Genomic DNA, 20001 nt, shown 5'->3' on the forward strand with positions numbered 1-20001 from the left:
AATATCTCTCCAATAAAGACACTTCATTAAATAGCTGATTTAATCGCACCTTTACTACTACCGTTAGATATCAGATATTCCCGTCTGGGCCGAAAAGTCTTTGTCCTGGAGTTCTTCCCTTATCGAAAGGTTTTCCATAGATGACAAAGCGCTACATTGTGATTACTGCGGTTTTAGTAGCAACTGTAATCGCACTGACAGGTTGCTCAACTCTTGACAAGACGTCAGGAATATTAAAAAGTGGAGAACATACGGAAGGATTCGTCGGAGTGATTCTTCCCGGATCCGAACCAGGGACACGTTGGGAAACCTCAGATCGCAGATTCCTACAGGCTGCGTTTGATGCAGCAGGAGTTAAAGTAGATATTCAAAACGCAAACCGTGACAAAGTGGCATTTGTAGCCATTGCAGACCAGATGATATCTTCCGGAGCAAAAGTTCTAATTCTCGTGAACCTTGATTCAGACTCAGCCAAAACCGTTCAGGATAAAGCTGCAACACTAGGTGTGAAGACAATTGATTATGATCGACTGACTCTTAATGGCTCGGCATCGTACTATGTTTCTTTTTATAATCTTATTGTCGGACGCTTGCAAGGTGAGGGTATCCAGGCCTGTTTAGAAGCCGCTGGAAAGAAGTCGGCACGTATTGTTTACTTAAACGGTTCACCAACTGATAACAATGCAACACTTTTCAAGATTGGCTATGACTCAGTACTTCGCCCCTTTATCGATTCAAAGAGCTACACACTTGTCGACGATCAGGACGTTCCAGATTGGGATAGAAGTATGGCTGGAGTAATATTCGAACAGATGCTCTCAAAGGCTGGCGGAAAGATTGATGCAGTTGTCGCAGCAAATGAAGGTCTTGGACTTGAGGCTGTAGCAGTTCTTAAGAAGAAAAAACTAAACGGCACGGTCTGTGTATCTGGACAAGATGCAACTGTTGATGGATTACGTGCAATTCTTACAGGGGATTTATCAGTCACCGTATACAAGGCAATTAAGGCAGAGGCAGAGGCTGCGGTAACATTAGCCGTCGCACTACTTAAGGGCGCGGTCCCAACTAATATTACAGGTTCAGAATTTAACGGAGCAATATATGTGCCAACTGTTCTCTTAACGCCAGTTGCAATTACAAAGGCAAAAGTTAAGGATGTTATCGCCGATGGCTTCCAGAAGAGAGATGATGTCTGTAAGGACATCGAAGCTCTCTGCAGAGCTAACGGAATCTAATTCTTCGCTTCATCAAAAGTGGTTTCAGTGAGTGCCACCACAGTAGCAGCACTCAAAATATCTCTCCGGTCAAGGCAATTTAACAAATAGCGAGTTTAATCGCGAAATCTCAACTACCCTTAGATATCAGATGTTCCCTCATCTGAGCAGGAAAATCTTGCCGATGAGGTGCTCTACCTTTATCGAAAGGTCTTCCATATATGACAAAGCACCGCCTTGTGATTACTGCAGTTTTTGCTGTAGTTGCAATCGCTTTGACAGGTTGCTCAACTCTTGGCAAGGCTTCAGGAATGTTGAATGGTGGAGAACACACGGAGGGCTTCGTCGGAGTGATTCTTCCTGACACAATATTGCCGCGTTGGGAAAGTGCTGATCGCGGATTTCTACAGGCGGCATTTGATGCAGCTGGAGTTACAGTTGATATTCAGAATGCAAACGGCGACGTAACTGCATTTGCAAGCATTGCAGACCAGATGATGGAGGATGGTGCAACTGTTCTAATCCTTGCAAACTTAGAATCAGAATCCGCTAAGGCTGTTCAGGATAAGGCTGCTGTCCAAGGCGTTAAGACGATTGACTATGACCGTCTAACTCTTAATGGCACAGCTTCTTACTACGTTTCATTTGATAACCTAAGAGTTGGCGAATTGCAGGGTGAAGGCATCAAGGCATGTCTTGATGCAGCTGGAAAGACAACTGCTCGTATCGTGTATTTGAACGGTTCACCAACTGATTACAAAGCAACGCTTTTCAAGGCTGGCTATGACTCAGTACTCCGTCCATTGATTGATTCAAAGCGATACACACTCGTTGATGATGCATCGGTTCCAGATTGGGACCCAGTTCAAGCTGGAACTATCTTCGAGCAACAGCTATTAAAGGCGGGCGGAAAGCTCGATGCAGTAGTTGCAGCCGCCGAAGGTCTTGGACTTGCCGCAATTGAAGTTCTTAAGAGAAGTAATCTAAATGGCAAGGTCTGTGTTTCAGGGCAAGGTGCAAGAGTTGAAGGATTACGGGCAATTCTAACCGGTGAGCTGTCCAACACTGTTTACAAGGCGGTCAGGGAAGAGGCAGAGGCCGCAGCAGATTTAGCAATGGCACTACTTATGGGAGCGGTTCCAACCACAATTACAGGTTCTGTAAATAATGGAAAAATTAATGTGCCTTCAGTTCTCTTAGTACCAATTGGAATTACAAAAGTCAATGTTAAGGATGTCATCGCAGATGGCTACCAAAAGAGAGAAGATGTCTGTGCCGGCATAGAGGAACTCTGTAAGGCAAACGGAATTTAATTTATCTAACTTTTGTGCGGGAGAAGGGACTTGAACCCTCACGTCCGAAGACACAGGTTCCTAAGACCTGCGTGTCTGCCATTTCACCACTCCCGCTAAATCCACACAGAAACCACTTGTGCTTCTGAATGGATAGGTCCCAAGATTAGAGGTAAGTTAGCGATGTACCAAAACGGCCAGCACTTAACGGCGAAATCGAAAGGCACGAAGCCATGTCACTAACACCCACACCTGCAGATAAGTTCACCTTTGGGCTCTGGACCGTTGGTTGGCAGGCGCGCGATCCCTTTGGCGATGCAACGCGCGGCCCTTTGGATCCAGTTCGTACCGTTAATGAGTTAGCGGCACGAGGCGCACATGGCGTGACTTTTCATGATGATGATTTGATCCCTTTTGGAAGCGATGATGGCGCACGTCGTACCCATATCGATCGTTTTAAGAAAGCGCTGGATGAAACCGGTATGAAAGTACCGATGGCTACCACAAATCTCTTTACCCATCCAGTCTTTAAGGATGGCGCATTTACTTCAAATGACAGAGATATTCGCCGCTTTGCTCTGCGTAAAGTAATGAAAAATATTGAACTTGCAGTCGAACTTGGAGCTAAGACGTATGTGTGTTGGGGTGGGCGGGAAGGGGCCGAATCCGATGGCGCAAAAGATGCTTATGTTGCATTAGATCGTTTCCGAGAGGCTTTTAACACGTTGGGTGAGTTCGTAACAGAGAATGGTTATGACATTAAATTTGCAATTGAACCTAAACCAAATGAACCACGTGGAGATATTTTCTTGCCAACGATTGGTCATGCGCTCGCATTTATTTATACTCTTGATCGCCCAGAACTCGTTGGATTAAATCCAGAGGTCGGTCACGAACAAATGGCAGGACTTAACTTCGTCCATGGAATTGCACAAGCGTTATGGCAGAAAAAGTTGTATCACATCGATTTAAATGGCCAACATGGTCCAAAGTTTGATCAAGATTTAGTCTTTGGGCATGGTGATTTAAAGTCTGCATTCTTCTTAGTAGATTTGCTGGAGCGATATAGATACGACGGACCGAAGCACTTTGACTATAAGCCGGCTCGCACTGAAAGCGATAAAGGTGTGTGGGAATCAGCAACGGCAAATATGCGGACGTATTTGGCGCTCAAGGAGCGCGCGCTTGCTTTCCGTGCCGATCCACGAGTTATCGCGGCCATGGCCGAATCAAATATCCCGGGGTTGAGCGAACCAACTCTTAGTAGCGGCGAAACATGGAGAGATCTTGCCGATGATTCATTAGATGTCGAAGCGGCAGGCACACGTGGATATGGATACGAAGCCATTGACCAGTTAGCACTCGAGCACTTAATGGGCGTTCAGAGCTAACTAGTTTGTTGCGTGAAGCCTAAGCCTCGTGCTGTTGGTCAGTTAGTCAAGTGCACCGGCGGTGCCCCATCAGAGAATCAGGAATGCCGAGAATTTATTATGAGCACAAACTTGATGTGTTCATCCGTGGAATATGCCGTATCTCAAATTGAAGAAAATAAACCTAGATTTCAATTTTGAATTTCGGGATGAACGGTTCGTTCGATGCTCGAATGCCTTGAATTCGATCCAATCTGTAACTTCGGAGGCATCCTCTATCATTAACCAAATACAAAAGTATCTTGCCGTCTTGTGTTTGCCTCAAAGAGTATGGCTCGACGAGACGCCAACCTTCTTCGCCCTTCTCTGGAACGTAATACAGTGCGATTTTCACAAGATTGAAAGCACAATAACGAAGCAGTTTCATGTCGAATCCAAATCGCGCAAAATTCACAGAACTTGGATTTAGCAGTACTGAACCATCATTGCCAATCTCAGCAGGACTCAACTTGGCAATAAGAGATTGTCCAGCCAACCACTCAAATAACTCAGGGAGTTTGTTCCAAAAGAGGTCGGCTGGGATGAGAGGCGGTGGGAGTTGATGACCCAACATCCCTTCCCAGTCTGTCACAATATTCTGATAATTTTCCTCAGTTTGAACTAACTCAAGAGTAGGTGTCAAAATTCCTACGAATTCACTTTTGCTCTTCAATAGCGAATGAATATACGCCCCTCGGCCAATTTGTGCTCACAGTTTGAATTTCTCGAATAGAGATCATGACCGTTCTCTCGTCTCAATGAGTGTGTTTACTAAAATGTTCCACCTCATAATTCGAGAACCAACTGAAGGCTTAGATGGATCCAAGGAGATGATTCCTTTCGAAATTCTTGTTCTCAATCTTTCGATTTCGGAATGGTTGCTATAACCATTCAATTCAAGTAGGAAGCCAAGTCGCTTGATCCCAGCTCGTGAACAATGCAATTCAGCGTCCTTAACTAATTCATGAATGTTGAAATCATCTAAGTACGCCTTCAAGAATTCAGATCCGAGTCGAATCCCGCCGCCCAATTCTGGATATGTCATCACGTCCAGTAAGGTCCTGCTCGGATTGGCAAAAGAGATTTTGGATCCATCTCGCCATTCATCAACGATGCCCCATGTCAGGTCGAGTTTTTTAATTCGTTTGACTAGAAATTTGGAGGCGGGTACCGACTTTGTTTCCGTTCGCACCCGTTCTGCTGTTGCTAAAACGAGTTTTCTGAAAACTTGTTCTGTTAATCCCCAGTGATTTGCAGATGTCCATCCAGTAAAATATGAGTTCGGCCAAGTGCTAAGCGCGAGTTTGAATTCGTCTCCAAACCATTCTTGTGGTTCTTCTATATAGTTTGGAACTTGCAGATAAACACCTTTACGAATTCGCCGAAGATACCCTGCCTTCGCCCATCTGGAGAGTTTTTGATTGACCGACCCAGCCTGCATTGAGAGGATTGACCGGGCCTGTTCATTTGTAAATATCTCAGGAGCATGAGCAAGAAGCAATCGGATCTCATCCCTATTACGGTATGCAGGCTTCAAAGCATCCTCCAATATCTGAGTGACAGTAAATTACCAGATAGTGTCAATTTATGCAATTTAGTGGTACTCAAATAACACTCTATCGATCATGATTGCAACGGTTAGCTAAACGCTGGCGCCTCTTCGTGAAATCGCATCAACTCCTGCGGAGATCAAGAGGACCAGACCAGTAACAATGAACTTGATTCCAGCGGCATAACCCAATAGACCCATGCCGTTATCTATGACGGCAACGACGAGACCTCCAAGGATTGCATCGCGCATCTTTCCTTTTCCGCCAAACAACGAGGTACCGCCGATGACCGCTGCGCCAACTGCGTAAAGAAGTGTTGAACTTCCACCCGTTGTTGGAGACACCGAGTTTTGACGAGATGCAAAGATCATTCCCGCAATTGCAGAGAGACCCGAACAGATCATGAACGCCGCGATCCGAACCCGCTTAACGTTAATGCCGGCACGACGTGCGGCCTCGGCATTTCCACCAACTGCGTAAATATGTCGGCCAAAGGCAGTGCGACCAAGCACGAAAGTTCCGATAACTAGAATTAACAAAATTACTGGAACGACATATGGAATGCCCTTAAGACTTACTAAGTCTGGATTATTGCTGCGTTCAACGTTGAGCGCAAAGACAGCAAGACCAGTGATAACAAGAAGTCCCGCAGTTTTTAATATCCAGAGATTAATAAGCTCGGATTTTAAACCAGCTTTGCGACGGGTGTTCATTCGGTTAAGACCAACCAGGACATAAATGGTCGAAACGGAGATAAAGAAAATCCAACTCAGCGTCGGTGTGAGATTTGAGTTCTCAACGGCCAAAATAACCTTATCTTCAACGCGGATCGTTCCACCTTCACCGGCCAGTAAAAGCAGGATTCCTTGGAAAGCCAAGAAGGCGGCAAGAGTTACAACGAAGGATGGAATTCCGAGTCGAGCAACTAAAGTTCCGAGACCAAAACCTAAGACAACACCGACAAAAATCGCTGCAAGCAAAGCCGCATACCACGGAACATCATGATTAGTAATCAGAATGACCAGAACCGCACCTGTTACACCGGCCGTGTATCCAGCCGATAGATCTATCTCTCCAAGGAGAAGTACAAAAACCAGACCCATAGCAATAACAATTACTGCAGCGGCTTGAGTCAATAAATTTGCAAAGTTTCCAGGAGTTAAAAAGACGCTCGACATTGAGCCAAAGACTATACAAAGAGCAATAAGACCAAGCACCGCCGGCAATGAACCAATATCTCCGGCCTTTATTCTGGACCAGTAGTCGTGCATTGCACCTTTTAACGTTGCATCGGCAGTTGAAGTATCGGCAGTTGTTGGAGAAGTCATTTCTTAGCACCTGCACTTTCTACGCCAGCAGACTTTCCTGTAGTAATTAATTCAATAACTTGCCGCGGTATAACCTCGTTTTTATCAACCTGCGCCGCCATCTGGCCTAAATAAAGCGCGGCGATATTATCGGCGACCTCAAATACATCGTTTAAGTTGTGACTAATTAATACGACAGCTAAACCATTATCGGCTAAGCGGCGCACGAGATTTAAAACTTGTTCGGTCTGAGCAACGCCAAGAGCGGCCGTTGGTTCATCTAAAATTACAATCTTGCTATTCCATAAAACCGCGCGGGCGATTGCAACTGTCTGGCGTTGACCACCAGAAAGAGATGCAACCGTTTGGCGAATTGATTTAACGGTGCGCACACTCAAACCATCTAATGTCTTACGCGCAAGAGATTCCATGGCAGTCTCATCTAAAACCGGGCCGCGTTTTTTTTCACGCCCTAAAAACATATTATGAACAATGTCTAAATTGTCACAGAGCGCTAAATCTTGATACACGATCTCAATCCCTAGGGCGGTGGCATCTCGGGGGCCTGTGATATCAACTTTTCTGTCTTCAAAGAGAAAGTCTCCGTGGTCTGGAGTGTAAATTCCGGCGATACATTTAATTAGCGTGCTTTTCCCAGCGCCATTGTCTCCAACAAGAGCAGTTACTTTACCCGCTGCAATATCAAAGTCGACGTCGCGAAGAACGTGGACCGGTCCAAAGGATTTATTTACTCCGCGCAGGGAGAGAATTGGTGTGCTCATTAAACTACCTACAATTCTTTATATCTCTTTGATTAATTGGGTTAAAAACATAGTAAAGAAGTTGCGGCTCAGGGAATTTACCCCAAGCCGCAACTTTTGTTCTTTACTGCCTATCAGGTATGGAGATTACAGTCCGTTAGCTACGCAGATGTCTTCGATGTCGGCACAGACAGCTTCACGTGTCTGGAAGCCATCGGCGATGACATCTTTCACGTTAGCCTTTGTGATTCCAACTGGTACCAAGAGAACTGAAGGTACATCTATGGTTCCGTTATTTACAGAGCCAGTAGCTGTTGTTGCCTCTTCGCCATTAAGCAAAGTGATTGCAAGGGCTGCAGCGCCTTCGGCCTCTGCCTTGATTGCCTTATAAACAGTGTTCGACATGTCTCCTGTAAGGATTGCACGCAATCCATCGACAGTGGCATCTTGACCAGATACACAGACCTTGCCATTGAGCTTGTTCTTCTTAAGTATTGCAATCGCTGCAAGACCAAGACCTTCGTTAGCTGATACAACGGCATCGAGCTTTCCGCCAGCCTTTGAAAGCTGCTGTTCGAAAATAGCTCCACCCTTTGCGTTATCCCAATCTGGGACGGCTGTGTCATCGACAAGTGTGTATGCCTTTGAATCGATCAAAGGACGTAGCACTGAGTCATAGCCAGCCTTGAAAAGAGTTGCGTTGTTATCTGTTGGTGAACCATTCAAGTACACGATTCGTGCAGTCGTTTTTCCAGCAGCATCGAGACATGCCTTGATGCCTTCACCTTGTAAGCGACCAACAGCTTCATTATCAAATGAAACGTAGTATGAAGCAGAACCATTGAGTGTTAGACGGTCATAGTCAATCGTCTTAACGCCTTGTGCAGCGGCCTTATCCTGAACAGCTTTAGCTGAATCTGAATCTAGGTTTACAAGAATGAGAACTTTTGCACCAGCAGTAAGCATCTGGTCTGCAATAGTTGCGAATGCAGCTACATCGCCGTTTGCATTCTGGATATCGACCTTAACTCCGGCTGCATCAAAAGCTGCCTGTAGGAATCCGCGGTCAGCAGTTTCCCAACGATTTGATGATGCTGCATCTGGAAGGATTACTCCGACGAAGCTTTCTTTCACTTCTTCAGCCTTTGAGCAACCTGTGAGTGCGATTGCAACTGCAGCTAAGGCTGCAGTAATCGCGAGGCGGCGCTTTGTCATATGTGAAACACCTTTCGAAAGGAGAGACACCCCAGGGCAAAGGAGTTCTGCCCAGATGAGGAGAGTGAATCTGTAGGCTCACGGTAGTTGAAATCACTGTAAAGGTCACTAGGAAAATCCATGAAATTTCACGCATACACCAACTATTAGGTCACGTGGATTAAGCCTCTGACGGTAACCTTGGCAGATGTCATCACAGGTGCAAGCACTCGAATCGGCCATCAAATCGGCCATTGATCGAGCAATCGCCTCGGGAGAAATCTCATGTGTGGCACCTACATCTATCGTGTTAGAGCGGCCCAAGAACCGAAATCATGGCGATTACGCCACATCGATTGCCCTACAACTAGCTAAGGCTGCGGGAAAGAATCCACGTGAAATTGCTCAAATTATCTGCAAGCACTTGACAGGCGCTGATGGAATTTCTGGGCTAGAAATTGCTGGGCCAGGATTCATTAACATCACACTCAATCGGGCTAATCAAGCCGAACTTGTATCTGCAATTATCACCGCCGGCTCAAGTTTTGGGCATGGAGATGAACTTGCCGGAGTTCGCATAAATCTTGAGTTTATAAGCGCCAATCCAACAGGGCCTTTGCATTTAGGGCACACGCGGTGGGCGGCTGTGGGAGATGCGCTTGGCCGAGTTCTTAGTGCGGCAGGTGCCGATGTCACGCGCGAGTTCTACATAAATGATCGCGGAAATCAGATGGATTTATTTGGTGCATCGGTGGAAGCGGCCGCGCTCGGCAAGCCAATTCCACAGGATGGATATAAAGGTGAATATATAGGCGATCTAGCTACTGCCATTGTTGCTGATAACCCTGCATTGATTTCACTTCCCGAAGGTCAACGACGAGAGGCCTTTCGTGAAGCCGCTTATGAACTTCAGTTAAAAGATCAGCAACGAGTTCTGAATATTTTAGGAACACACTTTGATGTGTGGTTTTCAGAACGCTCTCTTCATGCCAAAGGCGCAGTTGAACATGGAATCGAAATACTTCGGAAACAAGGACATGTTTATGAAGAAGAAGGTGCAATTTGGTTGCGTACAACTGACTTTGGCGATGATAAGGATCGGGTATTAACAAAGTCTGATGGTTCGTTTTCCTACTTTTCATCCGACACTGCTTACTATATAAATAAGCGCGAGCGAGGTTTTGAAATCTGTATTTATATGTTAGGCGCTGACCACCATGGATATATTGGTCGGTTAAAGGCGATTGCCGCATGTGCCGGTGATGATCCTGAGTACAACATTCATGTCTTAATTGGCCAGTTAGTAAAGATTATGGAGGGCGGCCAAGAGGTGAAGCTCTCCAAACGCGCCGGCACAATAATTACCTTAGAAGAGTTAGTAGAAAAAGTTGGTGTTGATGCAGCTCGGTATACATTGATTAGGTATCCCGTAGACACACCTATGGTCATGGATGTCGATGTTCTAAAGCGAAATACTAATGAGAATCCTGTCTATTACGTTCAGTACGCTCACGCTCGAATCGCTGCAGTCTTACGTAACGCCGCCGAACTAAACATCAACGTTAATTTGGATACTTTCGATTCTTCGCAGTTAATCCACGATCGAGAAAATGAACTACTCGGCAAGCTCGCAGAGTATCCGCGCGTAGTGGCAGCTGCGGCACAACTGCGCCAGCCTCATCGCATCGCACGTTACCTTGAGGATCTAGCCGGTACATATCATGGTTTCTACGCCGATTGTCGTGTACTTCCGATGGGCGAAGAAAAGCCGACTGCGCTTCATACGGCTCGGCTACTACTGTGTACATCTACAAAAATAGTTGTTGCCAATGGATTGCATTTATTAGGTGTAAGCGCACCGGAGAGGATGTAGTTATGTGGTCCTCTAGTGTTTCTTTGGGCGATGAGCTTTCAATCTCTGGCATCACTGCAACCGATTTAGCACAAGAGTTTGGTACTCCAGTATTTATTATGGATGAGGCCGATTTTCATCTGCGTGCAAGAAATTGGGATCGTGAATTAAAGAAGGCCTTTGGAAACGATGCAGGCACGGTGTACTACGCGGCTAAGGCTTTTATCTGCACAGAAGTTGCACGTTGGATTAAAGATATTGGAATCGGAATCGATGTGTGCACGGGTGGAGAACTTGCAGTTGCATTAGCGGGGGCAATTGATCCCTCACTCATTCAAGTTCATGGTAACAACAAATCATTAACTGAAATCGATAGGGCAGTTTCAGTTGGCGTAGGAAGCATTGTGATTGACTCACTGGTTGAAATCGAAAGAGTCGCGGCAGCTGCAAGCAAGCATGGGAAAATTCAAAAGGTATTACTTCGCTTAACTCCTGGCATAGAGGCTCATACTCATGAATTTATTGCCACCGCCCATGAGGATGTGAAATTCGGCTTTTCAATTGCAAGTGGAGCGGCATGGAGTGCGATAGAAGCGGTTCGCACATTTCCTTCAATTGAGCTCAGAGGTCTTCACGCTCACGTAGGCTCTCAAATTTTAGAGACCGATTCATTTGAAATCAGTGCGCAGCGACTTATCGCACTTTTAGGTAAATATAGGGATGCCTTTGGTGTTGAACTTGCCGAGTTAGATCTAGGCGGGGGTTACGGGATCCATTATCTGCCGGGCGATGATGAGTTAGAGCCATCGGTTGTAATGAACTCTCTTGCAGCCGCTGTAGTTAAGAATTGCGCAATCTATACATTAAAAATACCTCAGATTTCCATCGAACCAGGTAGAGCAATTGTTGGCCCAACAATGTTTACGCTTTATGAGGTTGGCACAATCAAAGATGTACTTCTGGACAATGGCGATAATCGTCGATACATATCGGTAGATGGTGGAATGAGTGAAAATATTCGACCAGCACTCTATAGCGCCGAATACAGCGCGGTGCTGGCAAATCGCACCAGTAGTGCAGCTCCAACTTCGTCTCGATTAGTTGGAAAACACTGCGAAACTGGGGATATTCTGATTCGCGAAATTGAATTAGCCAGTGATATTTCGCCAGGTGATTTACTGGCAACCCCCGCAACGGGTGCATATGGTCGAAGTATGGCGAGTAATTACAATCATGTTCCGCGACCGCCTGTTGTTGCAGTAAATAATGGAAAAGCTCGCATTATTGTGCGTCGAGAGAGCGAGGCCGATCTACTGGGATTGGATATTTAACGCCGTAACTCTCATCTGTGAAAGAATAATCCGCATGGACGCAGGTTTAAAAACTATCTCAATTGGCATGCTTGGCGCTGGTGTAGTCGGCAGTCAAGTAGCCCGCCTGCTGCAATCAGATCGCCAAGAACTCTCCGATAGATCAGGTGCACTGTTGGAGTTGAAAAGAGTTGGTGTACGTAGTAATTCCCCCCGTGAGGGAATAGATGCATCAATGATCACGAGCGATTTGCATTCAATTGTGACCGATCCCGAAATTAATATTGTTATTGAGGTAATGGGTGGAATCGAACCGGCGCGTACTTTGATCTTAGAAGCGATTAGAAATAAGAAATCAGTTATAACGGCGAACAAAGCCTTACTGGCAACGCATGGACACGAACTCTTTAATGCAGCCGATGCTGCGAAAGTTGATTTGTATTACGAAGCCGCCGTAGCTGGGGCGATTCCTATTATCCGCTCAATGCGCGAGTCATTAGCTGGAGATCAAATCACACGCGTAATGGGCATCGTTAATGGAACAACAAATTATATTTTAACGAAAATGCATGAAGAAGGCAGAGAATTTGCCGATGTTCTGAAAGAGGCACAAGCCCTCGGTTATGCCGAGGCCGACCCAACGGCCGACATTGAAGGCTTCGATGCTGCAGCAAAAGCCGCTCTGCTAGCAAGTTTAGCTTTTCATAGCACCGTAACAATTGATGAGGTTTACTGCGAGGGAATTTCAAAGATTTCAATTCAGGACATCAACGCAGCAAAGGCGATGAATGCCGTCATTAAACTTCTAGCTATCGCAGAAATTACGGTTAAGGATGAGATATCGGTTCGCGTGCATCCAGTGATGCTTCCTCATTCGCATCCATTGGCATCGGTACGGGATGTATTTAATGCTATCTACGTTGAATCAGAGGCGGCAGGTGAGTTAATGTTTTACGGACGTGGAGCAGGTGGAGCACCAACTGCATCGGCAATTCTGGGCGATTTAGTGGCAGTTACACGCCATCGGGCATACTCAACCGTCGGTTACGGCGAATCAGATTATGCTGATTTAGATATTGCACCAATGAGTGAGGTTAAATCCCAATTCTTTGTGCGTCTTCATGTTGCCGATATTTCAGGTGTTTTAGCTTCAATCGCGCAGACCTTTGCCAGTGAAGGTATTTCGATTCAAACCGTCCGTCAGACCGGTATTGGTAAAGATGCCGAACTTATCGTTGTTACTCATAGTGCGACAGAGGCGGCACTTACATCCTGTCTTAGTAAACTTGAATCAATGGAGATCGTTACAAAAGTTGAATCTGCTATTCGTGTTGAGGGAGCGGTTTCGTAAATGGCGATATTTAGCGGAAATAAAAAAGGCGCTCATCAGTGGCGCGGAGTAATAGAGGAGTATCGCCATCGCCTACCAGTGAGTGGAAATACTCCGGTTATCTCCTTACGCGAAGGCGGAACACCGCTCATCCACGCAGCTTTTCTTTCAGAGTTATTAGATAATAATGTTTGGATTAAGTACGAAGGATTAAATCCAACTGGATCCTTTAAAGATCGTGGAATGACAATGGCGATTTCAAAGGCTGCCGAAGATGGTGCCAAGGCCGTAATCTGCGCATCTACGGGAAATACATCGGCATCGGCTGCCGCATACGCAGTTAAAGCTGGAATGGTTCCAGCAGTTCTGATCCCACAAGGCAAAATCGCAATGGGCAAACTTGCACAAGCTGTAATTCACGGTTCTACGATTTTGCAAGTAGATGGAAACTTTGATGATTGTTTAACTCTTGCCCGCGAACTTTCAGAAAATTACCCAGTGGCACTCGTAAATTCAGTAAATCCATTTCGGATTGAGGGTCAAAAAACGGCAGCTTTTGAGGTTGTAGATATGTTAGGCAACGCTCCCGACATTCACGCACTCCCAGTCGGCAATGCTGGAAACATCACCGCCTACTGGAAGGGCTATAAGGAGTACTTCAAAGATGGAATGTCTGCGCGTCTGCCGCAAATGTATGGATTCCAAGCGGCCGGCTCAGCACCGATTGTAAAGGGCAAGATAATTAAAAATCCGGAGACAATTGCCACAGCAATTCGAATTGGAAATCCCGCTTCGTGGACGCAGGCATTAGATGCGCGTGACTCATCTGGGGGAATTATCGATAGCGTTACCGATCGAGAAATCCTTGCCGCTTACCGTTTAATCGCTGCTAAAGAGGGCATTTTTGTCGAGCCATCTTCAGCTGCAGGATTAGCCGGCCTTATTAAATACAAAAAAGCCGGCAAGCTTCCTAAAGATCAGACAATCGTTATAACTGTTACTGGGCATGGTTTAAAAGAAATTTCTCATGCTTTAGAAACTGCTAAGAAGCCAGTAGTAGTCCCAGTCAACGTGAAGGCTGCGGCAAAGGCTCTAGGGCTTAAATAACATGAAACCAACTTTCAAAGCCCAGGCGATGCAGGTGCACGTACCTGCAACGAGTGCCAACTTAGGACCCGGTTTTGATAGTTTGGGATTAGCTCTTGCCATGCACGATCGATATATTGCACAAGTTCTCGATGAGGCGATTATCGATATCGATGTAACCGGCGAAGGCGCAGATGACGTTCCTCGCAATGAAAAAAATTTAGTAATTAAGTCGATGTATAAAGGTTTTGAGTTCTTAGGTGGAAAGCCAAGAGGAGTTGCACTTCGGGCTTTAAATGTTATTCCACATTCTCGCGGTCTGGGATCTTCAGCAAGTGCCATCGTCGGTGGACTTTCATTGGCGCGCGCACTTGTATTAGGTGGCAACGAGCGGATGAGTAATGATGATCTGTTGAACTTAGCTAATGAGTTGGAAGGCCACCCAGATAATGTGGCTGCGGCAATTTATGGAGGGGCAACTATTGCCTGGCAGGAAAATCAACATGGTCACAACGTCGCTTTGTCAGTTCAGTTGGTGGTAGATCCGCGAATAAACGCCGTGGTATTTATTCCAACGACATCGGTATCAACCGCAAAGGCGCGTAAAATGCTTCCCGAGTTAATTACACACTCCGACGCAGTTACAAACTCCGCACATGCAGCCTTACTAGTTCATGCTCTGCAAGAGCGCCCAGATCTTCTCTTCACGGCGACGCAGGATTTCCTGCATCAGTCCTATCGCGCAGATGCTATGCCCAGCTCATTTGAGCTCCTCATGAAGCTTCGAAACGCCGGGGTGGCAGCCTTTATCTCCGGTGCAGGTCCCAGTGTTCTCGTCCTTCATACAGGGGGAGATATTGAGGTTGAAGAGCTCACCCGAGCCGCCGGCGATAGTTTCACCACAATGGCACTTGGGATATCGCGCGGGGGAGCGAGAATACTTTGATCGGTAATTTTGCCCTTGGCCACGGGCACTGCTAGCATGTAGCCATCTGCTAGGCCTTTTAATCGGCCAGTAACACATCAGATAGTTTTAACAACAATCCACGGTCTAACGGGTTATAGAAATCGGCCCGTAGACCAATAGCGAAAAGAAACAGATGACAACAACACAAGAACCAGTACGTTCACAAAGTCCAGAGCTTGCCGCAATGACCCTGCCAAAGTTAAAAACGGTTGCAACGCAACTTGGTGTTGAGGGTGCGGCAAAGATGAAGAAAGATGCATTAGTAGGAGCGATCGCCGATTTACAGGCTAAGAATCGCGAAGCTGCTAAAGCCGAGCGTGAGGCGCGCCGTGAAGCCCGTAATAGCCGCAAGAAAGAGAGCAAGCCGGCAGCTCATAGTAATCAAGATTCAGATGATGGCTCAGATGATGAGGCACCATCTAGCTCAAATGATCGCGGCAACCGCAAAGATCGCAATGATCGAACTCGTGGTCGTGATCGCAACCGCGATCGTAACAATCGCGACCGTGCACCACGCGAAGAGCGCGAGCCAGTTCTGAGTGAGGACGATGTCTTAGTACCCGTAAGTGGTCTACTTGATATTCTCGATAGCTATGGCTTTATTCGCACATCTGGTTACCTGCCAGGTCCAAACGATGTATATGTAACCCTGCAGCAAGTTCGCCGCAACGGACTGCGAAAAGGTGATGTCGTTACAGGTCAAGTTCGCCAGGCTCGCGAAGGTGAGCGCAAAGAGAAGTTCAACGCACTAATTACTCTTGAAACCGTCAATGGAATGAGCCCCGATGAGGCGCGAAACCGCGTTGAATTCGGCAAATTAACTCCACTGTATCCGCAGGAGCGTCTGCGACTTGAGACCGAACCAAATGTCCTGACTACGCGCGTTATTGATTTGATTGCACCGATTGGTAAAGGACAACGCGGGCTTATTGTTTCACCGCCAAAAGCTGGTAAGACAATGGTGCTGCAGGCGATTGCAAATGCCATCACCACTAATAACCCAGAGTGTCATTTGATGGTTGTTCTCGTTGATGAACGCCCCGAAGAAGTTACCGATATGCAGCGCTCAGTTAAAGGTGAAGTTATCGCTTCAACTTTCGACCGCCCTGCCGACGATCACACAACTATTGCCGAGTTAGCTATCGAGCGCGCAAAGCGTCTGGTCGAACTCGGTCATGATGTAGTTGTCTTGCTCGACTCAATCACTCGATTGGGACGCGCTTACAACATCGCAGCACCGGCATCAGGTCGAATCCTCTCTGGTGGTGTTGATTCAGCTGCCCTATATCCACCTAAGAAGTTTTTCGGTGCCGCTCGCAATATTGAAGATGGCGGATCATTAACAATTCTTGCTACCGCACTCGTTGACACAGGCTCTCGTATGGATGAAGTTATCTTCGAAGAGTTTAAGGGCACTGGAAACATGGAGTTAATTCTCGATCGTCGTCTTGCCGATAAGCGCATCTTCCCAGCGGTGAACGTTGTTGCATCTGGTACTCGTAAGGAGGAAATTCTTATGGGTTCTGAAGAGCTCAACATTGTCTGGAAGCTACGTCGCGTACTTCACGCACTCGAACCACAGGCGGCGCTCGAACTTCTCCTTGAGAAGATGAAGGGCACTAAGTCCAACGTTGAGTTCTTGATGCAAATCCAGAAGACAACTTCTGGACCTGATGATAGTAAGTAAATAGGCGTAAATTTCATAAAAATTGGGCTTTGGCCTACTCTTATCCACGTTAACCAATCCGTTTGGTTCACTCGCTAGCCGAGATCCAAACATAAAAAAGGGAAGAACTATGAAGCCAGAGATCCACCCAGAGTACAAAGAGACCCAAGTGACCTGTGGTTGTGGTGAGAAGTTTGTTACTCGCTCAACTGTTGCAAGCGGTTCAATCTATGTTGAAGTTTGTTCTGTCTGCCACCCGTTCTACACCGGCAAGCAGCGCATCTTAGATACTGGTGGACGTGTAGCTAAGTTCGAAGAGCGCTTCGGAAAACTCGTCAACAAAGAAAACGCTGCGATTTCGACTGACGCCAAGTAGCTTTTTAAAGAGACCGCATCGCAGCCTTAACGGTTGCGACCGCGGTTTTTTTATTTCACTAACCCCCAAACTCACCACGATATATAGAAAAGGAGAAGCCACGTGAGCAACGATCGCTTTGCATCAGCACATGAGATGGTTCGTGAATACGCCGAACTCGAAGCTAAAATGGCCGATCCCAGTATTCATAATGATCAAGATAATGCGCGCAAACTTGGACGACGCTATGCCCAGTTAGGTCCAGTGGTCGCCGGTTTTAAAGCGTGGAAGTCGGCAGAGGATGATTTAGCCGCGGCCAAAGAGTTAGCGTTAGTAGATGCGGATTTTGCCACTGAGATTCCTGCCCTTGAAGTGACGGCGGAAATTGCAGGGGAGAAGTTAGAGGAGTTACTGCTTCCGCGAGACCCCAACGATGATCGCGATGTTATTTTGGAGGTCAAGGCCGGTGCTGGTGGAGATGAATCGGCAATCTTTGCAGGCGATTTACTGCGGATGTATATGCGTTATGCCGAGCGCCATAACTGGAAAGTTGAAATCATTGATGCCACGGAAAGTGAGATGGGTGGTTATAAAGATATCTCCGTAGGAGTTAAGTCAAAGGGTGTTCCTGCTCCGGGAGAGTCGCCATATGCACGGTTAAAATTTGAAGGTGGAGTCCATCGCGTTCAACGCGTTCCAGAGACCGAGAGCCAAGGACGAATTCATACATCGGCGGCCGGCGTTTTAATCTTGCCCGAGGCCGAAGAGATCGATGTTGAGTTAAATATGAATGATGTGCGCGTTGATGTTTTTCGCTCATCTGGCCCTGGCGGGCAGTCGGTAAATACAACCGACTCGGCAGTTCGCTTAACTCACGTTCCAACGGGAATCGTGGTCTCCTGCCAAAATGAAAAGAGTCAACTGCAAAACAAAGAGTCAGCGCTTCGAATTCTAAGAGCTCGCCTGTTAGCTGCGGCCCAAGAGGCACAGGAAGCGGCAGCATCTGCCGAGCGTAAAAGTCAGGTTCGCACGGTCGATAGATCCGAACGAATTCGTACGTACAACTATCCCGAAAACCGTATTAGTGATCACCGTATAAATTACAAATCTAATAATTTAGATGCCGTCTTAAATGGCGATTTAGATGACATGATTCAAGCTCTCATTGATGCCGATAAAGCTGCCCGTTTAGCACATACAAAGTAACTCTTCATGGATATAAAGGCTTTGCTACGTGCTGCCAAATCTGAACTAGCAGAATCTGGCATCTCAGAAGTTGATGCCGAGCATTTATTGGCTCATGTTCTCGGGATCTCGCGAATGGATTTACATAACCCGGTCTTGGTTGAAACAACTGTAGAGGCAGTCAACGAGGATGAGGTCATTGAAGCGCAGTTCTTTTCGCTCTTAGATCGTAGGATCAACCACGAACCAGTTCAGTACTTAACTGGCCTCGCACCTTTTCGATATTTAGAGCTTGAAGTTGGTCCTGGTGTTTTAGTTCCACGACCCGAATCCGAACTTCTGGTTGATGCGGTTCTGACGCATATTAAAAACTTACCTGCACCTGTGAGTGTTATCGATTTAGGTGCAGGCTCTGGTGCCTTGGCACTTGCTATCGCAACTGAAGCTCCTGACACGCGCGTGATCGCAGTTGAAAATTCACCTGAAGCTATTTATTGGCTGAAACGAAATGTCTCGGTAATCGCCGAAAATGTCCGAGTCGTTGAAGGTGATGTTGCCGATGTTTTACCCGGAATTAAATGCGATGTAGTTATCGCTAATCCTCCATATATTCCTGACTCACAACTATTGCCCCGCGATGTAGCGAATTTTGAGCCACACTCAGCATTATTTGGCGGTCCCACGGGAATGGAATTACCAAGAGTATTTATTGCCGCAGCTGCACGATTGTTAAAACCTGGTGGAGTTTTAGTTATTGAACATACCGAAACACAAGCGAACTCTATTGCACACGAATTAGCCCTAGATTTTGAGAGTATTACACTCCATGATGACCTTGTTGGACGCCCTCGTTGGACAAGTGCGGTTAGGAAGTAGATATGGGTAAAGAGATAGATTTAAAAACCGGTGAAATTTCTCGTCATGTCAAAAAAGCCGTCAAGGCAATTTCTGATGGGTACATCATTGCTATTCCTCTTGAACATAGTTATGCATTTGCCTGTGATGCATTTAAGCACGATGCAGTACGCGCAATGCATGTCTTGCGCGGGGACACTTTATTTACTGCCGCGCAAGTTGGCGTCGGCAGTGCAAAAACTGCGCAAGGGGTTGTGCGTGAAATTACTCCAGACATAGCCGCGCTCATGAAGAGGTTTTGGCCTGGTATGTTGTCGATGAATCTTCGCCCTCAAACTGGCTTGAATTGGGATTTGGGAGATTCGAATCAATTAGATCGAGTGAGTGTTCGAGTACCAAGAAGTAAATTTGCAAAGGCTTTACTGCAAGTTAGTGGCCCTTTGGCAATTGCAAGCGGTGGGCGTGTTGGCCGTCCAGGACCAAAGTCTTTGAGCGAAATCTTTGTTTTGGATGCAGATTTAGCATTGCAGTTTAATTATGGAAATCTGCGAAAAGGTCCTTTAACAACGGTCATTGAGGCCGATGAAACTGGCATACGAGTGCTAAGAGTTGGTGCTATCTCATTGGAGGAGATTCAAAAGATCGTACCTAGCGCTACTGCACTATAA

At 46.5% G+C, this 20001-nt stretch carries 18 protein-coding genes and 1 tRNA gene; 13 read left to right on the forward strand and 6 right to left on the reverse strand.

Annotation, left to right across the window (positions count from 1 at the left end; all coding sequences use genetic code 11):
- Positions 1-140 precede the first annotated feature (140 nt).
- Together Q8K48_03965 and Q8K48_03970 are read left to right on the forward strand one after the other, a co-directional pair.
- A complete protein-coding gene (locus Q8K48_03965) occupies positions 141-1235 on the forward strand; it encodes a substrate-binding domain-containing protein (protein ID MDP1851554.1) in 1095 nt (364 codons plus the stop codon).
- A gap of 200 nt (positions 1236-1435) precedes the next feature.
- Positions 1436-2527 carry a substrate-binding domain-containing protein gene (locus Q8K48_03970; protein ID MDP1851555.1) on the forward strand — a complete coding sequence of 364 codons (1092 nt, stop codon included), beginning with the start codon at positions 1436-1438 and terminating at the stop codon, positions 2525-2527.
- Between the two features lie 15 nt (positions 2528-2542).
- On the opposite strand, the gene Q8K48_03975 is transcribed toward Q8K48_03970, so the two are convergent.
- Positions 2543-2623: transfer RNA gene (locus Q8K48_03975), tRNA-Leu, on the reverse strand.
- A 116-nt stretch (positions 2624-2739) separates the two neighbouring features.
- On the opposite strand from Q8K48_03975, the gene xylA reads away from it, so the two are divergent.
- Positions 2740-3897: a xylose isomerase gene (xylA, locus tag Q8K48_03980; GenBank protein MDP1851556.1), complete on the forward strand. Its 1158-nt coding sequence runs from the start codon at positions 2740-2742 to the stop codon at positions 3895-3897.
- A 163-nt stretch (positions 3898-4060) separates the two neighbouring features.
- On the opposite strand, the gene Q8K48_03985 is transcribed toward xylA, so the two are convergent.
- The 5 genes from Q8K48_03985 to Q8K48_04005 all read right to left on the reverse strand — a co-directional run bounded on the left by Q8K48_03985 (position 4061) and on the right by Q8K48_04005 (position 8748).
- A complete protein-coding gene (locus tag Q8K48_03985) occupies positions 4061-4588 on the reverse strand; it encodes a WYL domain-containing protein (protein MDP1851557.1) in 528 nt (175 codons plus the stop codon).
- Positions 4589-4651: 63 nt separating this feature from the next.
- On the reverse strand, positions 4652-5452 hold the full coding sequence (locus Q8K48_03990) for a type IV toxin-antitoxin system AbiEi family antitoxin (GenBank protein ID MDP1851558.1): 801 nt from the start codon (positions 5450-5452) through the stop codon (positions 4652-4654).
- A gap of 105 nt (positions 5453-5557) precedes the next feature.
- On the reverse strand, positions 5558-6793 hold the full coding sequence (locus tag Q8K48_03995; GenBank protein ID MDP1851559.1) for an ABC transporter permease: 1236 nt from the start codon (positions 6791-6793) through the stop codon (positions 5558-5560).
- Positions 6790-7554, reverse strand: a complete 765-nt coding sequence (locus Q8K48_04000; GenBank protein MDP1851560.1) for an ATP-binding cassette domain-containing protein — start codon at positions 7552-7554, stop codon at positions 6790-6792. The genes Q8K48_03995 and Q8K48_04000 overlap by 4 nt, the downstream gene beginning before the upstream one ends.
- A gap of 126 nt (positions 7555-7680) precedes the next feature.
- Positions 7681-8748: a substrate-binding domain-containing protein gene (locus Q8K48_04005; protein ID MDP1851561.1), complete on the reverse strand. Its 1068-nt coding sequence runs from the start codon at positions 8746-8748 to the stop codon at positions 7681-7683.
- Between the two features lie 187 nt (positions 8749-8935).
- On the opposite strand from Q8K48_04005, the gene argS reads away from it, so the two are divergent.
- From argS to Q8K48_04055, 10 genes are all read left to right on the forward strand, one after another.
- Entirely contained in the window at positions 8936-10600 is a 1665-nt protein-coding gene (argS, locus tag Q8K48_04010) for an arginine--tRNA ligase (protein MDP1851562.1), read from the forward strand.
- A gap of 2 nt (positions 10601-10602) precedes the next feature.
- The gene (gene lysA, locus Q8K48_04015; protein ID MDP1851563.1) at positions 10603-11910 is read left to right on the forward strand and encodes a diaminopimelate decarboxylase; all 1308 of its coding nucleotides are present in this window, start codon (positions 10603-10605) and stop codon (positions 11908-11910) included.
- A gap of 34 nt (positions 11911-11944) precedes the next feature.
- Complete coding sequence (locus Q8K48_04020; GenBank protein MDP1851564.1) at positions 11945-13240, forward strand: homoserine dehydrogenase; 1296 nt, start codon at positions 11945-11947, stop codon at positions 13238-13240.
- Positions 13241-14326, forward strand: coding sequence for a threonine synthase (thrC, locus tag Q8K48_04025; protein ID MDP1851565.1), 1086 nt, complete (start codon positions 13241-13243; stop codon positions 14324-14326).
- 1 nt (position 14327) lies between these two features.
- On the forward strand, positions 14328-15251 hold the full coding sequence (gene thrB / locus Q8K48_04030; GenBank protein ID MDP1851566.1) for a homoserine kinase: 924 nt from the start codon (positions 14328-14330) through the stop codon (positions 15249-15251).
- A gap of 154 nt (positions 15252-15405) precedes the next feature.
- Complete coding sequence (rho, locus tag Q8K48_04035) at positions 15406-16959, forward strand: transcription termination factor Rho (GenBank protein MDP1851567.1); 1554 nt, start codon at positions 15406-15408, stop codon at positions 16957-16959.
- Between the two features lie 109 nt (positions 16960-17068).
- Positions 17069-17314 (forward strand): 50S ribosomal protein L31, encoded by a 246-nt coding sequence (rpmE, locus tag Q8K48_04040; protein ID MDP1851568.1) that lies wholly within the window; start codon positions 17069-17071, stop codon positions 17312-17314.
- 102 nt (positions 17315-17416) lie between these two features.
- On the forward strand, positions 17417-18499 hold the full coding sequence (gene prfA / locus Q8K48_04045) for a peptide chain release factor 1 (protein MDP1851569.1): 1083 nt from the start codon (positions 17417-17419) through the stop codon (positions 18497-18499).
- A 6-nt stretch (positions 18500-18505) separates the two neighbouring features.
- Positions 18506-19354, forward strand: a complete 849-nt coding sequence (prmC, locus tag Q8K48_04050; GenBank protein MDP1851570.1) for a peptide chain release factor N(5)-glutamine methyltransferase — start codon at positions 18506-18508, stop codon at positions 19352-19354.
- A 2-nt stretch (positions 19355-19356) separates the two neighbouring features.
- Complete coding sequence (locus Q8K48_04055) at positions 19357-20001, forward strand: Sua5/YciO/YrdC/YwlC family protein (GenBank protein MDP1851571.1); 645 nt, start codon at positions 19357-19359, stop codon at positions 19999-20001.

This window comes from Candidatus Planktophila sp. (genome assembly GCA_030681675.1).
In the GTDB taxonomy this organism is placed as follows: Bacteria; Actinomycetota; Actinomycetes; order Nanopelagicales; family Nanopelagicaceae; genus Planktophila.

Excerpts from the sequence above, each read along its gene's own strand:
- Q8K48_03965 (MDP1851554.1), top strand. The coding sequence starts at position 141 with ATGACAAAGCGCTACATTGTGATTACTGCGGTTTTAGTAGCAACTGTA.
- Q8K48_03970 (MDP1851555.1), top strand. The coding sequence starts at position 1,436 with ATGACAAAGCACCGCCTTGTGATTACTGCAGTTTTTGCTGTAGTTGCA.
- xylA (MDP1851556.1), top strand. The coding sequence starts at position 2,740 with ATGTCACTAACACCCACACCTGCAGATAAGTTCACCTTTGGGCTCTGG.
- Q8K48_03995 (MDP1851559.1), bottom strand. The coding sequence starts at position 6,793 with ATGACTTCTCCAACAACTGCCGATACTTCAACTGCCGATGCAACGTTA.
- Q8K48_04000 (MDP1851560.1), bottom strand. The coding sequence starts at position 7,554 with ATGAGCACACCAATTCTCTCCCTGCGCGGAGTAAATAAATCCTTTGGA.
- Q8K48_04005 (MDP1851561.1), bottom strand. The coding sequence starts at position 8,748 with ATGACAAAGCGCCGCCTCGCGATTACTGCAGCCTTAGCTGCAGTTGCA.
- argS (MDP1851562.1), top strand. The coding sequence starts at position 8,936 with ATGTCATCACAGGTGCAAGCACTCGAATCGGCCATCAAATCGGCCATT.
- lysA (MDP1851563.1), top strand. The coding sequence starts at position 10,603 with ATGTGGTCCTCTAGTGTTTCTTTGGGCGATGAGCTTTCAATCTCTGGC.
- Q8K48_04020 (MDP1851564.1), top strand. The coding sequence starts at position 11,945 with ATGGACGCAGGTTTAAAAACTATCTCAATTGGCATGCTTGGCGCTGGT.
- thrC (MDP1851565.1), top strand. The coding sequence starts at position 13,241 with ATGGCGATATTTAGCGGAAATAAAAAAGGCGCTCATCAGTGGCGCGGA.
- thrB (MDP1851566.1), top strand. The coding sequence starts at position 14,328 with ATGAAACCAACTTTCAAAGCCCAGGCGATGCAGGTGCACGTACCTGCA.
- rho (MDP1851567.1), top strand. The coding sequence starts at position 15,406 with ATGACAACAACACAAGAACCAGTACGTTCACAAAGTCCAGAGCTTGCC.
- rpmE (MDP1851568.1), top strand. The coding sequence starts at position 17,069 with ATGAAGCCAGAGATCCACCCAGAGTACAAAGAGACCCAAGTGACCTGT.
- prmC (MDP1851570.1), top strand. The coding sequence starts at position 18,506 with ATGGATATAAAGGCTTTGCTACGTGCTGCCAAATCTGAACTAGCAGAA.
- Q8K48_04055 (MDP1851571.1), top strand. The coding sequence starts at position 19,357 with ATGGGTAAAGAGATAGATTTAAAAACCGGTGAAATTTCTCGTCATGTC.